Below are 19,946 nucleotides of genomic sequence, written 5' to 3'. Positions count from 1 at the left end.
TGCGCTTGTGCCCCCAAATGCTCGTTCACCAGCACGCGTTGGCAAGTCAGGCGATTGGTGCCGTATGCCACGGCATAGGAGACGTAGGGCTTGGGCTCAAAGGTTCGGTGGTTGGCTCCCGTCCAAGAGTAACTGGAATATTGTCCAATCAGCTTAGAATTGGGCTTGTCGAGAGACGACCGGGGTCACTCGATGCTCCGGGTTGTCGCTCGCGGCCGTGTCCGGTTGAGAACGCGTATGTCCGGGAGCCGACGTTATGGCGCAAATATTCCCTTCATACGGCGCAAAGCACATGGTTTTCAATCTCCCAGCATGGCCCACGAACGTACTTGGTGGCATGTCGATTGCTGGGACACGGAAAAGGATTCGTATGACCATGGGATGCACAGTCGTCGGCGCGCAGGAGTCTAAATGAGACTTGCTCGATTCAAGCAAATCAGCGCCTTAATCTCTGTAATGTGGAGTGCGGTCTCTGGTTTCGCAAAGAATATTCCCACTGGCCAAGACACCTGCCTCTCCTCGACGGTCTGTGTTCGTTCCGCCCGTCCCACCGAGCGCACCGCGAGGTGGGATCTGATCTGCATGGATTGGCAAGTAATGCAGCTCGCTGTTCGAAATGGTCCGCTTCAGTAACGATCAACAAGGAATTGATAGGGCGCGCAGCGCGCCTTCTTCGGAACAGCCGCGCTATCGGGCTCTGCAGACATTTTCTCATCTCTCCGGTAGCTTCGATCGTGGGCAACGGAGACGCCCGCTTGGGCTTGTTAGCAATTTTGTGACCGATCAATTGCCGCACTGCATTGCTGAGATCAAATGCAGTGAACGGCCAGATGAAGCAGTCAAGGCTCTTGGACGGAGCATTAATGCGATGATTGCATCGGCTGACTATGATGGACAGCTGCTGAACCTGCCGGATCCCGACTTCGCCGTCCCTAAGACAGACGTCCAGTATCTCGTCAATTGTGCTTATCAGATGTCGGCGTTTGCCCGCCTTGATGCCGTGCAGGCGGAGTTGACGGTGGGAGAGGCGCTGAGCCGTCTCGCCCGCTTAAGCTGCCAGCGGCGGCCTAGCATTGAGGTCCTCTCCTATGAAGATGCGATCCTGACGAACCCACTGCAAAGCGATCCTCGCGTATATTGCCTCGGCCCTGCCGGGGTCGAGGAGCGAGACTTTTGCTTGGGTCATCAACTCATCGAGAGCGAGCTAAAATTGGCAATCGCCGCTCTACTTGAATTGCGTGATGCGGCTCGCGCAGACGCTCATCAATGTCTCGCGCTATGCTTGGAGCGCCTTGAGGCAGCGCACTATTTTCTGACCCGATTTTTTGAACATATGTCGCCCGATCTATTCGGCCAATTTCGTGTGTTTTACGGGAAAAACCCTTACAAGAATAGGCTTGGCCCAAGCGGTCGGTTTTCTGCCCGTATCGTGGCGGTCTCGGTGCTCCTGGTCGGCGAAGAACTCTTTCAACAGAAGCCGCAATTTTATAGGGATTTGTACCGGTTGTCCGAATACTATCCGCAGGGAGGCATTCACGAGGTGTTCCGCTGCTTGTCACCAGACAAAAGCGACACGGAGCCCACGCCAAGTTGGCTGGAAGGGAAAGCGGACTTTCCTAGGTTTGCAACCATTTCGCCCGTCATCGAACGCTGTGGTGGTGAAATCCGAAGGCTGCGCGCTACATGTATTTGTGCGCTGGAACAGTTTACCCGCCTGCATCGTACTACGGCTTTGAAATACACGGTTGAACCGGGTCGTCCAACTATCGGAGTTGAGGCTTCGGAAAGTCTTGAGGCTGTCCTTTCACAGCGGCTGCTAACGGCGGCGCGTCCATCGCCGACGGTATTTGGCTAGGTGAAAAATGTAATAATGCCGAAAGGCGCAGGCATCCGAGACGGATCCAAAGGTGGCGTTCGATGTCTCAGGACCAAGTGATGCTTCGTCGGTTTGAGTCAAGGGACGCTGACGATGTGTGGCATCTGCCTAGAAGCGCATCGGAGGGGGTGATGTGTGTGGCCCGGAAGGAGCGTGGCGGATCATTTACGAAATACTGGAGACGTATACATCACGTCTGGCGGAGACGTCCTAGATGCGCATACTGGTTCCAAGCTCGTTGCTACGGGTGGATTGAAGCTTGTTGGCGAGGACCTCGCAGAGCTGAAGCGGATGCGGGTCGATCCTACCTTCAACGGCGAGGCTTAGGAGGAGGATCCTTTGTGAATGGTCGTTGCTCTAGGATTGAAGCGAATACGACTCGACATGACAAAAATCCAAGTGCGGTCTCAAAGACTTTGATGAGGCCGTTGGATACGTTCGCCGCAACTAAGGGATGTTGCGCGGATATGAAGTGATCGTCTACGACAAGCGGCTGCCGGCGGGGATGAGCCAGCTCACACAATCAACGAGATTCTGAGCCTGGAGAAATCAGTCTGGCTCCGAGGGGAAAGGAGAAGCGCAGCTCCGCGGAAGGGCCGAACGAGACCCACGAGTAAAGACCTAGCGATGCCCAAACGAGGTCAGGGTTAGCCTTTGAGATTATGGAGCAGCGACGTGGTGATGCAGACGTTGCGGCTGCCAGCGCATCATATGTTCGTTCTGCGCTGCGTGATGTGTGCGGCTTACTGATCGCATAGTCACCGAGCTGCAGCGAAAAGCTTACTTGCCGCTTCTGATTGAATTCGTTCCACTTCATCGTGTCTCCTCCCTCTTCAAGCGCTCGGCGTCTGCAGACGCCCTTGGTACCTTTCATGTGTCCCAGCTCTGGTGTTGGCGTGCTTCTTGCTATCCGAACGTCAGCAACTCGTCGTAGCCGAGAACAGACTGTATGGAAGGGCCGGTGGGTGGGACAATGGAAACGTTTTACGGCGTGATCAGACGCCAGGGCATCACGCGTCGCAGTTTCCACAAGTTCTGCAGTTTGACAGCAATGAGCCTAGGGCTCAGTCCGCTCGCTGCAAGCGATATTGCGAACGCACTGGAGACCAAACCGCGTGTTCCCGTGATCTGGATGCATGGGCTCGAATGCACCTGCTGCTCTGAAAGCTTCATCCGCTCGGCCCATCCGCTCGTCAAGGACGTAGTGCTGTCGATGATCTCGCTGGATTATGACGATCCAATCATGGCGGCGGCAGGACATCAGGCCGAAGCCATTCTCGAGGAGACGCGCACCAAGTACAAAGGCCAGTATGTGCTTGCCGTTGAGGGCAATCCGCCGGTGAACGAAGGCGGCATGTTCTGCATTGTTGGTGGCAAGCCGTTCGTCGAAAAGCTCACGGCGATGGCGGAAGATGCCATGGCGATCATCGCTTGGGGCACTTGTGCGTCGTGGGGATGCGTGCAGGCTGCTAAGCCGAACCCGACTCGCGCGACGCCGATAGACAAGGTGATCACAAACAAAACGATCATTAAGGTGCCCGGCTGCCCGCCCATCGCCGAGGTCATGACGGCCCTGCTGACCTTCATCACTACGTTCGGAAAGCTTCCCGAGCTCGACCGCCAAGGGCGTCCGAAGATGTTCTATTCCCAGCGTATCCACGACAAGTGCTATCGGCGTCCTCACTTCGACGCCGGCCAGTTTGTCGAGGAGTGGGATGACGAGTCCGCGCGCAAGGGCTATTGCCTCTACAAGATGGGCTGCAAGGGGCCGACCACCTATAATGCCTGTTCGGCCGTTCGGTGGAACGGCGGCGTCTCCTTCCCGATCCAATCCGGGCACGGCTGCTTGGGCTGTTCCGAAGACGGGTTCTGGGACAAGTGCTCAGTTTACGATCGACTCTCGGCTATCAAACAGTTCGGGGTCGAGAAGAACGCTGATCAGGTCGGTATGGCCGCTGCTGGCGCAGTCGGCCTAGCCATTGCCGCGCATGCGGCGCTCACGGCCGCAAAGCGGCTGAGCCGTAAACCAGTTCGTCCAGCTCAAGAAGAATAACCGCATTCAGGGGAGACCAATGATGGGCACCCAGACACCCAATGGATTCAAGCTCGATGATTCAGGCAAACGCATTGTCGTCGATCCCCTGACCCGGGTCGAGGGCCACCTCCGCGTTGAGGTCAATCTCGATTCCAACAATGTGATCCGCAACGCGGTCTCGTCCGGGACTATGTGGCGCGGCATCGAGACGATCCTGCGTGGACGCGATCCTCGTGATGCTTGGGCGTTCACCGGGCGGATTTGCGGCGTCTGCACCGGCACCCATGCGCTCACCTCGGTCCGCGCGGTGGAGAACGCGCTGGGCATCACCATTCCGGATAATGCCAATTCGATCCGCAATATCATGCAGCTCTGCCTGCAGGTGCACGATCATATTGTGCACTTCTATCATCTGCACGCGCTGGATTGGGTGGACATGATTTCCGCCCTCAACGCCGATCCCAAGGCGACCTCTGCGTTGGCGCAGTCGATCTCGTCGTGGCCACTGTCATCTCCAGGCTATTTCAAGCATCTGCAGATCAGGCTCACCAAGTTCATGGAATCAGGGCAGCTCGGCCCGTTCAGGAATGGCTATTGGGGGCATCCAGCCTACAAGCTTCCTCCGGAAGCGAACTTGATGGCCGTGGCGCATTATCTGGAAGCGCTCGACTTCCAGAAGGACGTCGTTAAGATTCACGCCGTCTATGGCGGCAAGAACCCGCATCCGAACTGGCTGGTTGGTGGCGTGGCCTGTGCCATCAACGTCGACGGCACCGGTGCGGTGGGCGCCGTGAACATGGAGCGGCTCAACCTAGTGTCCTCGATCATCGACCGCTCGATCGAATTCGTCGAGCAGGTTTATCTACCCGACGTTGTCGCGATTAGTTCGTTCTACAAGGACTGGCTCTATGGGGGCGGTTTGTCGGGCAAGAGCGTGATGTCCTATGGCGACATTCCCGAGAACGCCAATGACTATTCCGCAAAAAGCCTGAAGCTGCCACACGGCGTGATCCTCAATGGCAATCTCAGGGAAGTGCTGCCGATCGATCACGGCGATCCCGAACAGATCCAGGAGTTCGTCGGCCATTCCTGGTACAAATATCCCGACGAAACCAGGGGACTGCATCCCTGGGATGGTGTGACCGAGCCGAACTTCCAGCTCGGGCCCAAGGTCAAAGGCACAAGGACCAACATCAAGGAACTCGACGAAGGCGGAAAATACTCCTGGATCAAGACGCCGCGCTGGCGCGGCAACGCCGTAGAGGTGGGGCCGCTGGCGCGATGCATCGTAGGTTACGCACAAGGCAAAGCGGAGTTCAAGGAGCCGGCGGACCAGCTGCTGAAGACAGTCGACCTTCCCTTTGCTGCGCTCTTCTCAACGCTAGGCCGCACCGCGGCGCGCGCGCTCGAATGCCAGTGGGCCGCGCACCAGATGCGCTATTTCCAGCATAAGCTTATGGCGCAAATCAAGGCGGGTGATACCGCTACCGCCAACGTCGATAGATGGAAGCCGGAGAGCTGGCCGAAGCAAGCCAAAGGCTACGGTTTCACCGAGGCGCCGCGTGGTGCGCTCGCGCACTGGATCAAGATCAAGGAGGCCAAGATCGACAACTACCAGTGCGTCGTGCCAACGACGTGGAATGGCTCCCCGCGTGATCCCAACGGCAACATCGGTGCATTTGAGGCCTCGCTGATGGATACGCCGATGGCTGATCCGGAGAAGCCGCTTGAAATCCTGCGCACGATCCATTCCTTTGATCCATGCCTTGCCTGCGCGACCCACGTGATGGGACCGGATGGCCAGGAACTGGCAACGGTCAAGGTCCGGTAGGGAGGTGGCGTTGCAAGACAAATCACCGCGAGCGCTAGCCGCCGCTGTAGCCCCCAACGCGGTAAGCACCGGCCGCAGTGTCGAGCGTGACGTCGTCTACGTCTATGAGGCTCCAGTGCGGCTGTGGCATTGGATCAATGCTGCCGCTATCCTGGTTTTGGCTCTCACCGGTTATTTCATCGGCACAGGAATACCGACCATGCCGGGACAGGCGAGCGACAATTTCCTGTTCGGCTATATCCGCTTTGCGCATTTCTCCGCAGGGTATGTGCTCACGCTCGGCTTTCTCTTGCGCATGTATTGGGCGTTCATAGGCAACCCGGCCGCCAAGCAGATTTTCTACGTGCCGCTCTGGCGGAAGAGCTATTGGGGCGGGATATGGCATGAGATCCGCTGGTACGCTCTCATTGCGGCCAAGCCTAAGGAACGCGTCGGACATAATCCGCTAGCCCAGCTCACGATGTTCTTCATGTTTACGCTGACGATTTCGTCTATGATCGTCACCGGCGTTGCACTGTACGCGCAGGGAGCCGGAAACGACAGCTGGCAATACGAGCTGTTCGGCTGGGCGTTTTCGATTTGGCCGAACAGCCAGGACGTCCACACCTGGCATCATCTCGGTCTGTGGGTCATCGTGACGTTCGCGCTCGTCCACATCTATACGGCCGTTCGCGAAGACATCGTGTCCCGCCAGAGCATCATCTCCTCCATGATTTCGGGCCAGCGCGAGTTCCGCGACTGATGGGCGATGCAGATCCTAACTCCGGAGAACACGAAGCGAATCCTGGTGCTCGGCATCGGCAATATCCTCTGGGCCGATGAGGGGTTCGGCGTGCGAGCAGTGGAGCAGTTCCATCACCATTATGCCGTGCCTAATAACGTCACAATCCTCGACGGCGGCACGCAGGGGCTCTACCTTGTGAATTTTCTCGAGGAGGCCGATTGCCTGATCGTGTTCGATGCCATCGATTATGGACTCGCGCCCGGGCATTTGAAGCTCGTGCGAGATGACGAGGTGCCGAAATTCACCGGCGCCAAAAAGATGAGCCTGCATCAGACCGGTTTCCAGGAGGTCCTAAGTGCGGCCGACCTGCTTGGCCGCTGCCCGCGAGAGCTGGCTCTGATCGGCTGTCAGCCGCTTGATCTGGAGGATTGGGGCGGGCCGCTGACCGCTCCGGTGCGTACTCAGATTGCACCTGCGATCGAACTTGCTTGCAAATTGCTGGCGCACTGGGGTTCTCCGGCAAAACAGCGGACCGTGCCGCTGCCGGAGCGGGAGCGCCTGCTCGCGAATGATATAGATCATGCGAACTATGAGGCGAGGGGGCGACCAATTTAGCGGCTCGCGGATTACCATGTGCCTTGGCTTGCCAATGACCATTGTTGAGACCGACGGCATGTCGGCTCTTTGCGAGTATGGCAATGAACAGCGGCGCGTCTCAGTGATGCTGCTGTCCGAGCCGCCGGTCGGCGCCAAAGTTCTTGTCCATATCGATACCGCGGTGCGCCTCTTGGATGATGACGAAGCGCGGCTGATCGCGGACGCGCTCGACGGCGTTAATGCGGCCCTCAATGATCACGATTGCGGCCGCTTCTTTGCGGACTTGATCGGTCCCGAGCCGCAACTGCCCGACCATCTGCGTTAGCCTGATGCTGCTTGCGGGTATTGCCATTGCCCATGCGTCCACGCAAACCAAATTTCCTGCCGAAAAGCGTTGCGCGTAATAAGTCAATTGGCGTTGCACTGCTGATCCGAGCGCGAACGCGATGCGAAGGACAACGATTGGCACATGCCTTGCTAATATCTCGTCCAGCAGAACCATCGACAATCAGAGAGGCGGCTGATGGAGTTCCAGCCAGAGAAACGTGATCTGACGCGGCTGCGTCCGTCTGAGCTAGGGACCGCAAACGCCGCTATCGGTTTGGCTGCGGCCGATGCCCAAGGGAGGCTCGTCGTGGTGCTGTTGTCGGACGGCAGTTCCGCACCTTGCCCCCAGGCGATCGGCAGCCCAATCTTGCTTCCTGAACTGATCGAAACACTTCACGGGCGCCTGGTCGGAGCGGTGATCGTGCGCGACGCTGAAGGCGAGCTGGACCGGCGGTTCGGCGTGAGCGTCCAGCCGAGGCGCCGACCCTTCCCGCCAGCGCGAGACGCTTGGCTTGAATGCCGAGATCAGCAGATCGATGTCGATCGCATGTCGAAGCTCATTGGCCGCTCGCGAACCAATGGCACGTCCGTCCTCAAAGCGTCAGCCCCCTAGCACACAATGGAACGTCGTATCACGAAACAGGTTTTTGGGTGGGGGCGCCCGACAGCGCTGAGCAGCCGGTGAGCGTTTTTCCGATGATCGAGGAAAGTCTCGTCCATAGCTCGCTGACGGCCGCAGGTGCGGTCGCAAAACCCGCTTCGCTCAATGGCGTTGAGCTCGTAAGGAACTGTCCGAAGGCCATCGCGCTGTTGTCCTCCGTCGCCGCTGCCGCTGCCGGCCAGCGGCGCGAGGTGCCGACGCGGCTGTTTAGGCTCGGCAATCTCACCGATCTCGAGCGTAAGCTGATCGCGGACGTGCTTGGGGAAGGCGAGATCGTCGGCGTCGTTGCGTCGCCGTGTGGCTCTGTGGCGCAAATCCAGGAATCGGCACTTGCGGGAATCTGGCGTGTGCGTATCGAGACGGACGCCGTACACGAATATGTCGAGGTGGGCGCGATCCCGCAGATCGTGCGGCGCGCCGCTAACGACCTCACGTTGAGCGATCTCCTAATCGGCGCGGCCCCAGACGGCGCAATGAACGTGCTGCCAGTGCTCGCGGAAATCCGCGAGCGGGCGCTGACCTGGCGACCGGGTATGCGCTCGCAGATCATTAATTTCACCCTGCTGCCGATGAGCCCGGTCGACCTGGCATTTCTGCAGCAAAGCGTCGGCAACGGGCCGATCCAGCTCATCTCACGCGGTTATGGGACCTGCCGAGTGCTTGCAACAGGCATCCGGAACGTCTGGTCCGTGCAGTTCTTCAATGTCATGGACACGATCATTCTGGATACGCTGGAGGTCGGGGGCGTGCCGACCGTTGCGCTCGCTGCCGAGGAGGATTTGTGGGATTCCGCCGAACGCCTTCAAGAAATCATCAAAGCCTACTTCGAATGATGCGCTTCGAGAAGCTACTCACTGTTCTCGCCCATGCTTGAGTTCGAGGATATGGTGTCCGCTCGCGCGACCGCCGAACTAGCGCTCGCGGCGCTGATGTCTCCGCCCAACCGCGCGGCATCACATGACCGCGATGCGCCACACCTCAGTTCGATCGACCGCCGGCATTTTCTGCTGGGTGTACTGACCGAGCTTCGCGCATGAGCCTCGCTGCACGCAATCAGATCGATGTTACCGTACGGCTTGCTGGCAACGTAATTGCCGCGATCGAAATTCTGCCGCGGGCGCGGCCGCCATTGTCGCGGCTGTTCGCCGGCAGGCCGCCCGCGTCATTGCTCAACATGCTACCTCGAATCTTCTCGTTGTGTGCCGCCGCGCACCAGGTGGCATTCCTGTCTGCGAGCGAGGCAGCCCGCGGCGAGGAGATCAGCATTGCGACACGGCAGCATCGTATCGCCTTGATCGTTGCAGAGCGGCTTGCGGAATTGCTGCGGAGCCTGCTTGTCGGCCACTTCGCGCTCGATACCACCAGTGCCGCAGCGATCCGTGCCCTGATGGATGGGGTATCGATGCTTTTTGGCAGCACAGAGCCCAGCGCCGGCCAGGTTCGACGCGGGGCAACAGCACGGGTTGCGGGCGCGCTGGCAGCGCTTGGCATATCCGACGAAGACGGCGCGCCGACGCTCGCTAGCCCACTCGCGCGTCGCATCGCGGCTCTCGAGGAAGACAACACGTTGAACCTAGTGCAGATGCAGCACTCGTTTCTGTCCGTCGCCGACGACTGCGACGTCATTGAACGGCTGCTCGCGGATGGCGCAGAATTTTGCCATCGCCCTGACCTGGAGGGCCGTATTCCCGAGACAGGTGCGTGGGCGCGTCAAATGATGCGTGATCAGCTCTCGCCAGTCCGATGGGGCCCGGCCGAGCGGCTGAAGGCGAGGATCGCGGAAATCGCCCGAGAGTGCGCTTGGCTCCAGGCCAGTGCTTATGTTGAACCAGCTGAGAATGGGATTGTCGAAAGCTACAGGCTCGGGCGGGGCCGTGGTGCGGCCGCAGTCGAATGCGCCAGGGGACGTCTTTACCACGCGGTCGAGCTTGATCGCCAGGGCCAGATGTCGCGCTTCGAACTTCTCGCCCCGACTGAGTGGAATTTCCATGCGCGCGGACCGGTTGTCCGCAGCCTTGAGGGCGCGGTACTGACGGCGAGACAACAGGGACGGGGAGCGGTTCGGGCGATGATCGCGTCGTTCGAGCCTTGCGTCGGTTTCACACTCAATTTTCGCGACGTTGGCGATGCATGAAATTGCGCTTTGTGAGGCCATCATCGAGATCGTCGAGGAGGAGGCGCGCTGGCGATCATTTTCCAAGGTAAGGACCGTGTTTGTGGAGATCGGAGCGTTGAGCCATGTCGCTCCCGAAGCGATGAAGTTCTGCTTTCCGGCCGTTGTCGCGGGGACCATCGCCGATGGCGCGGCTCTCGAGATCGTCGAATTGCCTGGCGCTGCCTGGTGCATGGCCTGTTCAAGGAGCGTTGAGATTGCCCAGCGCTATTGGGCGTGCCCCTGCTGCGGCAGCTATCAGCTGCAGGTGAGAGCGGGCGAAGAGATGCGAGTGAAAGAGCTGGAGGTCGACTGATGTGTACCTTATGTGGCTGCAGCGGAGGAACGGCGTCGATCGAACACGTCCACAGGCAAGGTGCGCAAGCCGATGACCATCAGCATGATCCTCCGTATGATCAGTACGGTCACCAGCATGATCATGTGCATAGTGGCAAGGATGTGCATCATGCTCACCTCCGTCATGACGGCCATTATCATGTTACAGACAATAACGCGCATGCTCATGGCGGAGGGGCGCTTGTGGATTGCGGGGCCGATTCGGCCGGCTTGAAGGTGGCGGGCATGAGCAACGAGCGGCTCATTCAGATCGAGCGCGACATCCTCTACAAAAACAACAGAATCGCGTCCGAAAACCGCGCCCGCTTTCTGGCCGATGACCTACTCGTGTTTAATCTTGTTTCCGGTCCAGGCGCCGGCAAAACCTCGCTGCTCGTCCGCGCTGTGTCCGAGCTCAGGCGGAGGCGGCCGGTTGGGGTCATCGAGGGCGACCAGCAGACGTCGAACGATGCCTATCGCATTCGCGCGACCGGCGCGCCCGCAATCCAGATCAATACGGGGAAGGCCTGCCATCTCGATGCGGCGATGGTCGCCCAGGCCTTTCACCGCTTGCCGCCGCTCAGCGGGGGTATTCTCTTCATCGAGAATGTCGGGAATCTGGTCTGTCCCGCGGGGTTCGATCTTGGCGAGGCGTGTAAGATCGTGGTGTTTTCGACCGCCGAGGGTGAAGACAAGCCGCTCAAATATCCGGATATGTTCGCCGCATCGTCGCTGATGCTGATCAACAAGATTGATCTGGCGCCGATTCTCGAGTTCGATTTGGCCAAGACCATCGAGTATGCGAGACGCATAAATCCGAAGATCGAGGTGCTGACCATTTCGGCGCGTACAGGCGATGGCTTTGCCGCGCTCTACGCTTGGATCCGGGAGCAGGGAGCGCATCACAGGCATTCAGTCGAGGACGCGATGCGATGAGCGCGAGCGGCGATGCCATAATCCGCGATCGAACGCGGCTGCGCGTGCGCGTCGGTGGCGCCGTGCAGGGCGTCGGCTTTCGTCCGTATGTTTATGGTCTCGCTACGCGCTACGGGTTGACCGGGTTCGTCGCGAACGATCCCGATGGCGTAATAATCGAGATCGAGGGCGACCGGACGTCCGAGTTTATGACCGCTTTGCCGCTCGAAAGTCCTCCGCTGGCGCGCATCGAGCACATGTCCGTTCAGGAAATCGGCGCGCTTGGGGCGAAAGACTTTTCGATCCGCGCCAGCGAAAGTGGAAGGGTGTCGACGCGGATCGCCGCCGATACCACGACATGCCAGCAATGTCTCGACGAGTTGTTCGACCCGAACAGCCGCTATTACCTTTATCCCTTCATCAACTGCTCCCATTGCGGCCCACGCTACACTGTCGCCGAACGGCTTCCCTACGATCGCCGCAACACCGCAATGAGGGAGTTTGCAATGTGTGCGGCCTGCGCGAGCGAATATGCCGATCCGGCGAGCCGGAGGTTTCACGCTGAAGCGATTGCGTGCCCGGCATGTGGTCCTCGGCTCAGTCATGGTGTCAACGACATTGCCGCGGCAATCGCCAGCGGCCAAATCGTCGGCATAAAAGGAGTTGGCGGCTACCAGTTGCTTTGCGACGCTCGCAACCAACACGCCGTGCAGCGATTGCGCAGGAACAAGCAGCGCGACCAGAAGCCGTTCGCGGTCATGATTCGTCTAGCAGAGCAGGTCAGCGAGATTGCGGAGGCGAGTGTTGACGAGCTCGCACTGCTCGAATCCGTCGCTCGGCCGATCGTTCTCTTGCGTTCGCGCAACAATCTAGCGCCCGCCGTAGCGCCTGGCCTGTCGCGCGTGGGAGTCATGCTGCCAATGGCCCCGCTCCATCACCTCATCTTCCACAGGCTCTGTTCCGCGGGTGCATGGCTTGGGAGGGAAGGTGCGGTCATTGTCAGCACCAGTGCCAATCCGGGCGGCGAACCCCTCCCGATCGACAATGCCGAGGCGCTGCGGCGGCTCGGGGACATCGCCGATCTCATTGTGAGCCATGATCGCGATATCCTGACGCGCGCCGATGATTCCGTGCTGGCGGTAGTGGCGGGGCAGCGTCAATTCATTCGTCGCGCCCGCGGCTATGTCCCTGAACCGATCCGGTTGGCGAGATCTGTGCCGCCCGTGCTCGCCGTTGGCGGCGCGCTGAAATCGACCGTCACGGTCACGCGCGGCAGTGAGGCTTTCGTGTCTCAGCACATCGGCGATCTCGATACGGCCGAGGGCATCCGCTTCTTCGACGAGACAATCTGGCACCTCATGTCGATCCTCGACGTCGATCCTGTCGTCATCGCCCATGACCTGCATCCCGACATGGCTGCCACCCGCTTTGCGGAGGCAAGCGGCCGCGCGCTAGTCGCTGTCCAGCATCACCACGCGCACGCTGCCGCCGTCATCGCGGAGCATGGGCTTGCTGGCCCGACGCTTGGTCTTGTGCTTGACGGCTATGGCTATGGGTCCGACGGCGGCAACTGGGGCGGGGAGCTATTGTTGTGTGAAGGCGCCAGCTTTCGACGCATGGGGCATCTCGCGCCCGTGCCAATGCCTGGCGGAGATCGTGCAGCCCGTGAGCCCTGGCGGATGGCGAGCGCAATATTTCAGTTGCTGGGGCGGGGAAACGAAATCAGGCGGCGTTTTGCAGCACAGCCGCATGCCGAGCGTCTGTCGCTATTGCTCAATCAGGCCGGCGGGGCGACCACGACCAGCGCCGGCCGGCTATTCGACGCCGCGGCGGCGTTGTTGGGGGTCGCGACTTTGCAGAGCTATGAGGGCGAAGCGGCGATGAAGCTCGAGGCGCGTGTGCGGCGGACTGCGGTGCTCAAAGCGGGATGGATGATCGATAGCGGCGTGCTGTCCTTTCGTCCGCTGTTTGCGCGTTTGATTGCAGACAACATCGGCGCAACGGAGGGAGCCGGGCTGTTTCATGGAACGTTTGCAGCTGCCTGCGTTGACTGGGTCGCGCGCGCGGCGCGGACAACCGGCGTTGGCAGCGTCGTTCTGAGCGGCGGCTGCTTCCTGAATGCGGTGCTCGCCGACGAAATCCAGCGCGGCTGCATTGCAGCCGGCCTCACGCCGCTGCTGCCACGGCAGGCTCCGCCCAATGACGGTGGCTTGAGCCTCGGACAAGCCTGGATCGCCGCTCTGCACATTGCTGAAGCTCCGTCAGCCCTAGAAGGACCGGCCTGATATGTGTCTCTCGGTGCCAGCTGAGGTCGCGAAAATTCTGCCCGATGACATGGCCATCGTCTCGGTCGAGGGCGTCAGCAAGGAGATATCGATCGTGCTGGTCGACGATCTCGCGGTAGGGGACTACGTCCTTGTCCATGTTGGCTACGCCCTGGCCAGAATCGACCCGGAGGAAGCCAAGCGCACGGTGGAGCTTCTGCAGCAGCTAAGCAACGCGGGGCAGGAGCTCCAGTCATGAAATATGCCGACGAATTTCGCGACAAGACCATCGCACGTGGGCTCGCGCGTGCGATTAGCGCCGAAGCCGACCAGCAAATGGCCTATCGGTTCATGGAATTCTGCGGCGGACACACGCATGCAATCGCCCGCTATGGTCTCGAGGATATACTGCCTTTCAGCGTCCGCATGATCCACGGGCCGGGTTGCCCGGTCTGTGTTCTCCCCGCCAGCCGGATCGACATGGCTATCAGGCTCGCTGAGCGGCGGGACGTCACTCTCTGTGTCTACGGCGACCTGATGCGGGTGCCCGGCTCACAAGGACAATGCCTGCTTCGCGCCAAGGCGCTCGGGGCCGACATTCGGATGGTCTACTCGGCGCTTGATGCGAGCCGGATCGCCGAAGAGACGCCAAGTCGGGAGGTGGTGTTTTTTGCCATTGGATTTGAGACCACGACGCCACCGACGGCGGTGATGATCCGCCTCGCCGAGAAGAAGCGGCTGAAGAACTTCAGCGTGTTTTGCAATCACGTGCTGACTCCCGCGGCGATGCACAGCATTCTATTGGGGCGCGATAATCGCAATATCGGACGCGTCGAAATCGAAGGCTTCGTCGGGCCTGCACATGTCAGTACCATCATTGGCACGGAGCCTTACGAGTTCGTCGCCAAAGAATTCGGCAGGCCGATCGTGATCGCGGGATTTGAACCGCTCGATGTGATGCAGGCGATCCTTATGCTGGTGCGGCAGGTGAACGAAGGCCAACATAAGGTGGAAAACCAATACAGCCGTGCCGTGACGCGCGAAGGCAATCGGCGCGCCAAGCAAGAGATATCGAATATATTCGAGCTGCGTGAGCAGTTCGAGTGGCGCGGACTCGGTCGCGTACCCTACAGCGGATTGAAGCTAAAGCAGGCTTACGCTCAATTCGACGCCGAGCTGCGTTTCGCGATGCATGAAGTGCGTGTTGCCGACAATCCGGCGTGCGAGTGCGGGGCCATCCTGCGTGGCGTGAAGAGGCCAGTCGACTGCAAGCTGTTCGGAACCGTCTGCGCGCCGGAAACCCCTATAGGATCCTGCATGGTGTCATCGGAAGGCGCCTGTGCCGCGCATTGGACGTATGGCCGACTTCGCGATTATCAATTGAGGCGGGCGCTATGAGAGCGAATGCCCATCAGCGCAAGCTCGACATCAAGAACGGGTGTGTCGATCTGTCCCACGGCTCCGGGGGGCGCGCCATGGCACACCTGATTTCCGGCCTGTTTCACGAAGCCTTCGGCAATCAATGGCTCGCCCGCGGCAACGATCAGGCGGCCTTTGAAGCCGTGGGCAGGATGGTGATGACGACCGACGGCTATGTGGTGTCGCCGCTGTTCTTTCCCGGCGGCAATATCGGATCGCTCGCGGTGCACGGCACTATCAACGATGTGGCAATGGCCGGCGCGCGCCCGCTGTATCTGTCGGCGGGTTTCATCATAGAGGAGGGCTTCCGCTTGATGGATCTGAAGATGATCGCGGATTCCATGGGAGAAGCGGCGCGCGAAGCCGGCGTTTACATCATCACGGGGGACACCAAAGTCGTCGAGCGTGGCAAGGCGGATGGGCTGTTCATCTCGACGACCGGGGTCGGCGTTTTGACCGACGGGCTCGATCTCTCCGCTGAGAAGGTGAGAGTCGGCGACCGCGTGCTGGTCTCCGGAAGTCTAGGTGACCATGGTGTGGCGATCATGTCGAGGCGCCAAAATCTCGCTTTCGAGACAGAGCTCGTTTCGGATTCCGCAGCGCTGCATGATCTCGTGGCTGTTATGGTTGGGGCCGGCGGCAGCGGCATCCGGGTGATGCGTGACCCCACGCGCGGCGGCCTTGCCGCGATGCTCAATGAGATAGCGCATCAATCCGGCCTCGGGTTCCATCTGCAGGAAGACGCCATCCCGGTGAAGTCGGCGGTTGCGGCCGCCTGCGAACTCCTTGGGCTTGATCCTCTCCATGTCGCCAACGAGGGCAAGCTCGTTGCCATCGTGGCCTCGGACATGGCCGGTGCCGTGCTTGCAGCCATGAAGGCGCATCCACTCGGGTGCGATGCGGCTGATATCGGCGAGGCCGTAACCGACGATCATCAGTTTGTGCAGATGTCGACCAGCGTTGGCGGACGGCGAGTTGTCGATTGGCTGTCGGGCGAACAATTGCCAAGGATCTGTTAAGCAGAAGCGCAGTTTTGCTGTTTTGTTCAGGACCGCGCTCGAGCGGAACGAGGCGCAGCTCAATCGTTGACATCACTCGCGCTTCAACATCACTCATGTGATAAATTCTTCCCCCCTGGGAAATATCAAAATCAATGTCAGGGAGTGACCATCTCCTCGCTCACATCAACATCGACGGGACGCAGATTTCGCGCGTGAAGTGCAGCGATTGACATAGCACAAAGACACAGGAGAGCGCAGCCGTTAGGCTGCTTCTGGTATAAGCATGGGACAATTACCGTTGCAGACCTCAATCCTGCAAAAGTACTGCGATGCGCGCCTGCCTTGGTACACCATCTATCCAACTGTACCGGAGTTCTCCATGGCGATTGGCCCCACCGATTGTGAGAAATGGCTGAGGTGCCTGCCGGCTGAGGAATCCGTATCGCTGTATTTCCACATTCCGTTCTGCCGGTCGGTCTGCTGGTACTGCGGCTTCCCTACGACTATCACTCGCCGGCATGTGCCGATCCTCAACTATTTGTCGGTGTTGCGTGAGGAGATTCGTTTGGTCGCGGACCGAGTGCCGCAAGGATTGCCCGTAAGCGACGTGCACTTCGGCGGCGGAACGCCGACCGTGATCGAGCCAGCGGAGTTCCTGGCACTGATGGAACTCCTGCGTCGCCGCTTCGCGTTTAGGAAACCGGCTACGCTCGCCGTTGAGATTGATCCCCGCACGTTCACGGTCGAGATGGCCGAATTCTTAGGAGCAGCGGGCGTGAACCGCGCCAGCCTCGGCGTGCAGAGCTTCGATCCTAATGTTCAAAAAGCGATCAACAGGTTCCAGAGTGAGTCGCAGACGACCGCTGCCGTGGAAAATCTACGCGAGCACGGAATAAGCCGCATCAACCTCGACCTCATCTTCGGTCTTCCTCATCAGACGGTGCGGTCCTGCGTCGAAAGCGCGACGGCAGCGGTGGCCATGCGCCCGGACCGGCTGGCGGTTTTTGGCTACGCGCACGTTCCTTCCTACATGAAACGTCAGCGCCTAATCGATGAGGCGGCGCTGCCGGACAACGTGGTCCGTGCCGAACAGGCGGCGGCCGTGGCCGATACGCTGGTCGCTGCTGGCTACAGTCCAATCGGGCTCGACCATTTCGCCTTGCCAGACGACGAGCTCGCGCTGGCGCAGAAAACCGGCCGTCTGCGGCGTAACTCGCTGGGTTACTCCGCCGATACCTGCAAAACTCTGATCGGCTTCGGACCGTCGGCCATCGGCCGTCTCGGCGAGGGTTACGTCCAGAACGAAGTCGCAACGGGCTCCTATAGCCGAGATATCAGAGCTGGTCGCCTGGCGACGTCGAAAGGTTACCGTCTCACCGATGAAGACCGCGTGCGAGCCGCAATTATCGAGCGGCTGATGTGCGATTTGGAGGCCGACGTGCCGGCAATCTCTGCCGCCCACGGGTTTAGCGGGATGCCTTTCCTCCATTCAGCTGAACGCTTGGCGATGCTCGCCAACGACGGGATAGTGGAAATCAAGAAGGGTTTGATCCGGGTGAGGCAGGAGCACCGGTTCGTCACGCGCGCTGTTGCTGCCGCATTCGACGCTTATCTAGACCGCTTACCCTATTAGCACAGCGGATCCAAAAGCGTCACCGCTCCGCGCGTGCGCTTCCGCCGAGAGGGTGGGCGGTTACACAAGGCTGAGTGGCTGCAGCGCTCACGAGTGACGGACGCCCGATTTCCACCGAACGATGCCAGCTTCGCCAGAGTTCGTTTTGATGGCGGGACAGTCTCGCGCTGCGCGGGATAGTGAACAATCCGCGTATCCACAGGGGACGGCCTGCGCCTGCGCCCAGTCAACCACCAACCTTAGCAGTTGGTCGTGATGAGCACACATGGCAATCGGTGGCCAATGAATATCGCACGGGTCGAACGTTAAGCAATTCGGGGCGGTAGTGTGCGGAAGGTTCTGCAAAAGCCTGAGAGGCTGGAGCGGTCATGGTAAGTCCGGTGATTGCGAAGATCACCGCTCATAGAGGAGCTTGGACCCGCCATGACCGTGACGAAGATTAGGACGGACGTCTCTGCAGTCAAAGAGTTGTTGAGGTCGGACAAGGAGTTCCTGAAGCCGCTGATCCAGGGTGCGGTGCAGGAAATTCTCGAAGCCGAGATGACGGAGACGCTGGGTGCGGAGAAAGGCGAGCGCAGCGAGGGACGGCTTGGCTATCGCTCCGGCTACTATCCCCGCTCGCTGATCACCCGGGTCGGCAAGATCGAGCTGAAGGTGCCGCAGGACCGTCAGGGGCGGTTCTCGACCGAGCTGTTCGAGCGCTACCAGCGCTCGGAGAAGGCGCTGGTAGCGGCCTTGGCCGAGATGTACGTGCAAGGCGTCTCGACGCGGAAGGTCAAGCAAGTCACCGAAGAACTTGTGGGGCATGCGTTCTCGGCCTCGGCGATCAGCGCCATCAACAAACGGCTGGATGCGTCGCTGAAGGCGTTTTGCGAGCGCAAGCTCAAGGAACCATTCCCCTATCTGATCCTGGATGCGCGCTATGAGCGGGTGCGCGAGGACGGCATCATTGCGAGCCAGGCGGTGCTGATCGCGATCGGCGTCGACTGGGAAGGCCGGCGTCAGGTGCTCGCGGTCGAGCTTGCCAACCGGGAGAGCCGGTCGAGCTGGAAGGAGTTTTTGGAAGCGTTGAAGGCGCGCGGCCTGCATGGCGTTGAGTTTGTCGTCTCCGACGATCATCCCGGCTTGAAGAAGGCGATCGCCGAAGTCCTCGCCGGCGTGTTCTGGCAGCGCTGTTATGTGCACTTCCTGCGCAATGCGCTCGATTATGTGCCGCGCAAGGTCGACGACGATTGCCTGCTCGAGCTCCGCTGGATGTACGACCGACGCGATCTTGGCGAGGTGCGGCGCGATCTGGCGGCATGGCTTGCCAAATGGGGCGGCAAATACCCCAAGCTCACCGGTTGGGTGGAGGACAACATCGAGGAGACGCTCGCCTACTTCCGTCTGCCGCTGGTGCACCGCAAGCACATGAAGTCGACCAACATGCTGGAGCGCCTCAACGAGGAGATCCGGCGGCGCACCTACGTGGTGCGAATCTTCCCCAATGCCGAGAGCTGCCTCAGGCTGGTGCGGGCGCTGACCGTCGAGCGCCACGAGGCCTGGCTCGAGGACCATCGCTATCTGAACATGGATCTCTTGAAGGAGCACAAGAAGGAGACACTACGCCGGGCGGCCTGACGATGCTCAGGCCCACCAAGGGGATGGGCCACCCCTCTCCGCCGCCGTCGCTCGCCAGCGCTGCGCCTGGGGCGAGCGAGCGACGGCGGCTCCGAGGGGATGGCTTGGCCGGACCCCATGATCAATTTTGCTGAACTTGACGCACAGAACTTTCGGGGCGTTACATGGATTTGCCAGCGCTACCATCGCGTTATGGAGGTGCTAATGCATCGCCTACCGCTATCAAATCTGGTCCAACCGCGATCTCGCCTTTCGTATGAAAACCCATGAATGCACTTTCTGGCGCGATCGGCGAGCGCGGAGGCTTCAAAGGTCTCTTTGGGCTTCGCGCCTATCGGTCGTCCGTCTCTCGCTACCACGATGCCAACCAAGCTCCGTGGAGTGACGCGTCCTGGCTGGCGTGGGAGCCTACCCTTCCTTCTGACTAGGGCCATCTTGCTCGGCCGCCTTTAAACACAAAAAGCTGCGGCTGAGCTCTGGGTCAATGAGGCCGGAGCGCAACCCCATTCAAGGTTAGCAATAGGAGCGGAGTTCGTTATGTATGGTTGCTTTGTC

The 19,946-nt window shown here is 60.0% G+C and carries 18 protein-coding genes; all 18 read left to right on the top strand.

Annotated elements, in window-relative coordinates; genetic code table 11:
* Positions 1 to 616 precede the first annotated feature (616 nt).
* The 18 genes from I6F35_RS21925 (at position 617) to I6F35_RS21840 (ending at position 19,391) form a co-directional block, all read left to right on the top strand.
* A complete protein-coding gene (locus tag I6F35_RS21925; protein WP_225119745.1) occupies positions 617 to 1,855 on the top strand; it encodes a hypothetical protein in 1,239 nt (412 codons plus the stop codon).
* 982 nt (positions 1,856 to 2,837) lie between these two features.
* Positions 2,838 to 3,929: a hydrogenase small subunit gene (locus tag I6F35_RS21920; protein ID WP_346283192.1), complete on the top strand. Its 1,092-nt coding sequence runs from the start codon at positions 2,838 to 2,840 to the stop codon at positions 3,927 to 3,929.
* 22 nt (positions 3,930 to 3,951) lie between these two features.
* Entirely contained in the window at positions 3,952 to 5,742 is a 1,791-nt protein-coding gene (locus I6F35_RS21915; RefSeq protein WP_225119743.1) for a nickel-dependent hydrogenase large subunit, read from the top strand.
* A gap of 10 nt (positions 5,743 to 5,752) precedes the next feature.
* Positions 5,753 to 6,484, top strand: coding sequence for a Ni/Fe-hydrogenase, b-type cytochrome subunit (cybH, locus tag I6F35_RS21910; protein WP_225119742.1), 732 nt, complete (start codon positions 5,753 to 5,755; stop codon positions 6,482 to 6,484).
* Positions 6,485 to 6,490: 6 nt separating this feature from the next.
* Entirely contained in the window at positions 6,491 to 7,081 is a 591-nt protein-coding gene (locus tag I6F35_RS21905; protein ID WP_225119741.1) for a HyaD/HybD family hydrogenase maturation endopeptidase, read from the top strand.
* Between the two features lie 16 nt (positions 7,082 to 7,097).
* On the top strand, positions 7,098 to 7,388 hold the full coding sequence (locus tag I6F35_RS21900; protein ID WP_225119820.1) for a HypC/HybG/HupF family hydrogenase formation chaperone: 291 nt from the start codon (positions 7,098 to 7,100) through the stop codon (positions 7,386 to 7,388).
* A 198-nt stretch (positions 7,389 to 7,586) separates the two neighbouring features.
* Positions 7,587 to 8,003 carry a hydrogenase accessory protein gene (locus I6F35_RS21895; RefSeq protein WP_225119740.1) on the top strand — a complete coding sequence of 139 codons (417 nt, stop codon included), beginning with the start codon at positions 7,587 to 7,589 and terminating at the stop codon, positions 8,001 to 8,003.
* An 83-nt stretch (positions 8,004 to 8,086) separates the two neighbouring features.
* Positions 8,087 to 8,884, top strand: a complete 798-nt coding sequence (locus I6F35_RS21890; RefSeq protein ID WP_225119819.1) for a hydrogenase expression/formation protein — start codon at positions 8,087 to 8,089, stop codon at positions 8,882 to 8,884.
* A 21-nt stretch (positions 8,885 to 8,905) separates the two neighbouring features.
* Positions 8,906 to 9,088, top strand: coding sequence for a [NiFe]-hydrogenase assembly chaperone HybE (gene hybE / locus I6F35_RS21885; RefSeq protein ID WP_225119818.1), 183 nt, complete (start codon positions 8,906 to 8,908; stop codon positions 9,086 to 9,088).
* A complete protein-coding gene (locus I6F35_RS21880) occupies positions 9,085 to 10,185 on the top strand; it encodes a hypothetical protein (RefSeq protein WP_225119739.1) in 1,101 nt (366 codons plus the stop codon). Before hybE ends, I6F35_RS21880 begins: the two co-directional genes overlap by 4 nt.
* Entirely contained in the window at positions 10,178 to 10,519 is a 342-nt protein-coding gene (gene hypA / locus I6F35_RS21875) for a hydrogenase maturation nickel metallochaperone HypA (RefSeq protein WP_225119738.1), read from the top strand. Before I6F35_RS21880 ends, hypA begins: the two co-directional genes overlap by 8 nt.
* Positions 10,519 to 11,475: a hydrogenase nickel incorporation protein HypB gene (hypB, locus tag I6F35_RS21870; protein WP_225119817.1), complete on the top strand. Its 957-nt coding sequence runs from the start codon at positions 10,519 to 10,521 to the stop codon at positions 11,473 to 11,475. Before hypA ends, hypB begins: the two co-directional genes overlap by 1 nt.
* Complete coding sequence (gene hypF / locus I6F35_RS21865) at positions 11,472 to 13,739, top strand: carbamoyltransferase HypF (RefSeq protein WP_225119737.1); 2,268 nt, start codon at positions 11,472 to 11,474, stop codon at positions 13,737 to 13,739. Before hypB ends, hypF begins: the two co-directional genes overlap by 4 nt.
* Before the next feature lies 1 nt (position 13,740).
* Positions 13,741 to 13,977: a HypC/HybG/HupF family hydrogenase formation chaperone gene (locus I6F35_RS21860; RefSeq protein ID WP_225119736.1), complete on the top strand. Its 237-nt coding sequence runs from the start codon at positions 13,741 to 13,743 to the stop codon at positions 13,975 to 13,977.
* Entirely contained in the window at positions 13,974 to 15,116 is a 1,143-nt protein-coding gene (hypD, locus tag I6F35_RS21855; RefSeq protein ID WP_208829533.1) for a hydrogenase formation protein HypD, read from the top strand. Before I6F35_RS21860 ends, hypD begins: the two co-directional genes overlap by 4 nt.
* The gene (hypE, locus tag I6F35_RS21850) at positions 15,113 to 16,156 is read left to right on the top strand and encodes a hydrogenase expression/formation protein HypE (RefSeq protein ID WP_225119816.1); all 1,044 of its coding nucleotides are present in this window, start codon (positions 15,113 to 15,115) and stop codon (positions 16,154 to 16,156) included. Before hypD ends, hypE begins: the two co-directional genes overlap by 4 nt.
* A gap of 280 nt (positions 16,157 to 16,436) precedes the next feature.
* Positions 16,437 to 17,771, top strand: coding sequence for an oxygen-independent coproporphyrinogen III oxidase (gene hemN, locus I6F35_RS21845; protein ID WP_225119735.1), 1,335 nt, complete (start codon positions 16,437 to 16,439; stop codon positions 17,769 to 17,771).
* Between the two features lie 423 nt (positions 17,772 to 18,194).
* Positions 18,195 to 19,391: an IS256 family transposase gene (locus I6F35_RS21840; RefSeq protein ID WP_225119734.1), complete on the top strand. Its 1,197-nt coding sequence runs from the start codon at positions 18,195 to 18,197 to the stop codon at positions 19,389 to 19,391.
* The last annotated feature ends 555 nt before the right edge of the window (positions 19,392 to 19,946 follow it).

It is taken from the genome of Bradyrhizobium sp. BRP22 (assembly GCF_020194175.1).
GTDB lineage: Bacteria > Pseudomonadota > Alphaproteobacteria > Rhizobiales > Xanthobacteraceae > Bradyrhizobium.
This window is presented reverse-complemented; position numbering and strand designations above follow the sequence as displayed.

Excerpts from the sequence above, each read along its gene's own strand:
- I6F35_RS21880 (WP_225119739.1), top strand. The coding sequence starts at position 9,085 with ATGAGCCTCGCTGCACGCAATCAGATCGATGTTACCGTACGGCTTGCT.
- I6F35_RS21900 (WP_225119820.1), top strand. The coding sequence starts at position 7,098 with ATGTGCCTTGGCTTGCCAATGACCATTGTTGAGACCGACGGCATGTCG.
- I6F35_RS21905 (WP_225119741.1), top strand. The coding sequence starts at position 6,491 with ATGCAGATCCTAACTCCGGAGAACACGAAGCGAATCCTGGTGCTCGGC.
- I6F35_RS21860 (WP_225119736.1), top strand. The coding sequence starts at position 13,741 with ATGTGTCTCTCGGTGCCAGCTGAGGTCGCGAAAATTCTGCCCGATGAC.
- hypD (WP_208829533.1), top strand. The coding sequence starts at position 13,974 with ATGAAATATGCCGACGAATTTCGCGACAAGACCATCGCACGTGGGCTC.
- I6F35_RS21925 (WP_225119745.1), top strand. The coding sequence starts at position 617 with ATGGTCCGCTTCAGTAACGATCAACAAGGAATTGATAGGGCGCGCAGC.
- I6F35_RS21840 (WP_225119734.1), top strand. The coding sequence starts at position 18,195 with ATGACCGTGACGAAGATTAGGACGGACGTCTCTGCAGTCAAAGAGTTG.
- hypF (WP_225119737.1), top strand. The coding sequence starts at position 11,472 with ATGAGCGCGAGCGGCGATGCCATAATCCGCGATCGAACGCGGCTGCGC.
- hypE (WP_225119816.1), top strand. The coding sequence starts at position 15,113 with ATGAGAGCGAATGCCCATCAGCGCAAGCTCGACATCAAGAACGGGTGT.
- hypB (WP_225119817.1), top strand. The coding sequence starts at position 10,519 with ATGTGTACCTTATGTGGCTGCAGCGGAGGAACGGCGTCGATCGAACAC.
- hypA (WP_225119738.1), top strand. The coding sequence starts at position 10,178 with ATGCATGAAATTGCGCTTTGTGAGGCCATCATCGAGATCGTCGAGGAG.
- I6F35_RS21915 (WP_225119743.1), top strand. The coding sequence starts at position 3,952 with ATGGGCACCCAGACACCCAATGGATTCAAGCTCGATGATTCAGGCAAA.
- I6F35_RS21890 (WP_225119819.1), top strand. The coding sequence starts at position 8,087 with ATGATCGAGGAAAGTCTCGTCCATAGCTCGCTGACGGCCGCAGGTGCG.
- I6F35_RS21895 (WP_225119740.1), top strand. The coding sequence starts at position 7,587 with ATGGAGTTCCAGCCAGAGAAACGTGATCTGACGCGGCTGCGTCCGTCT.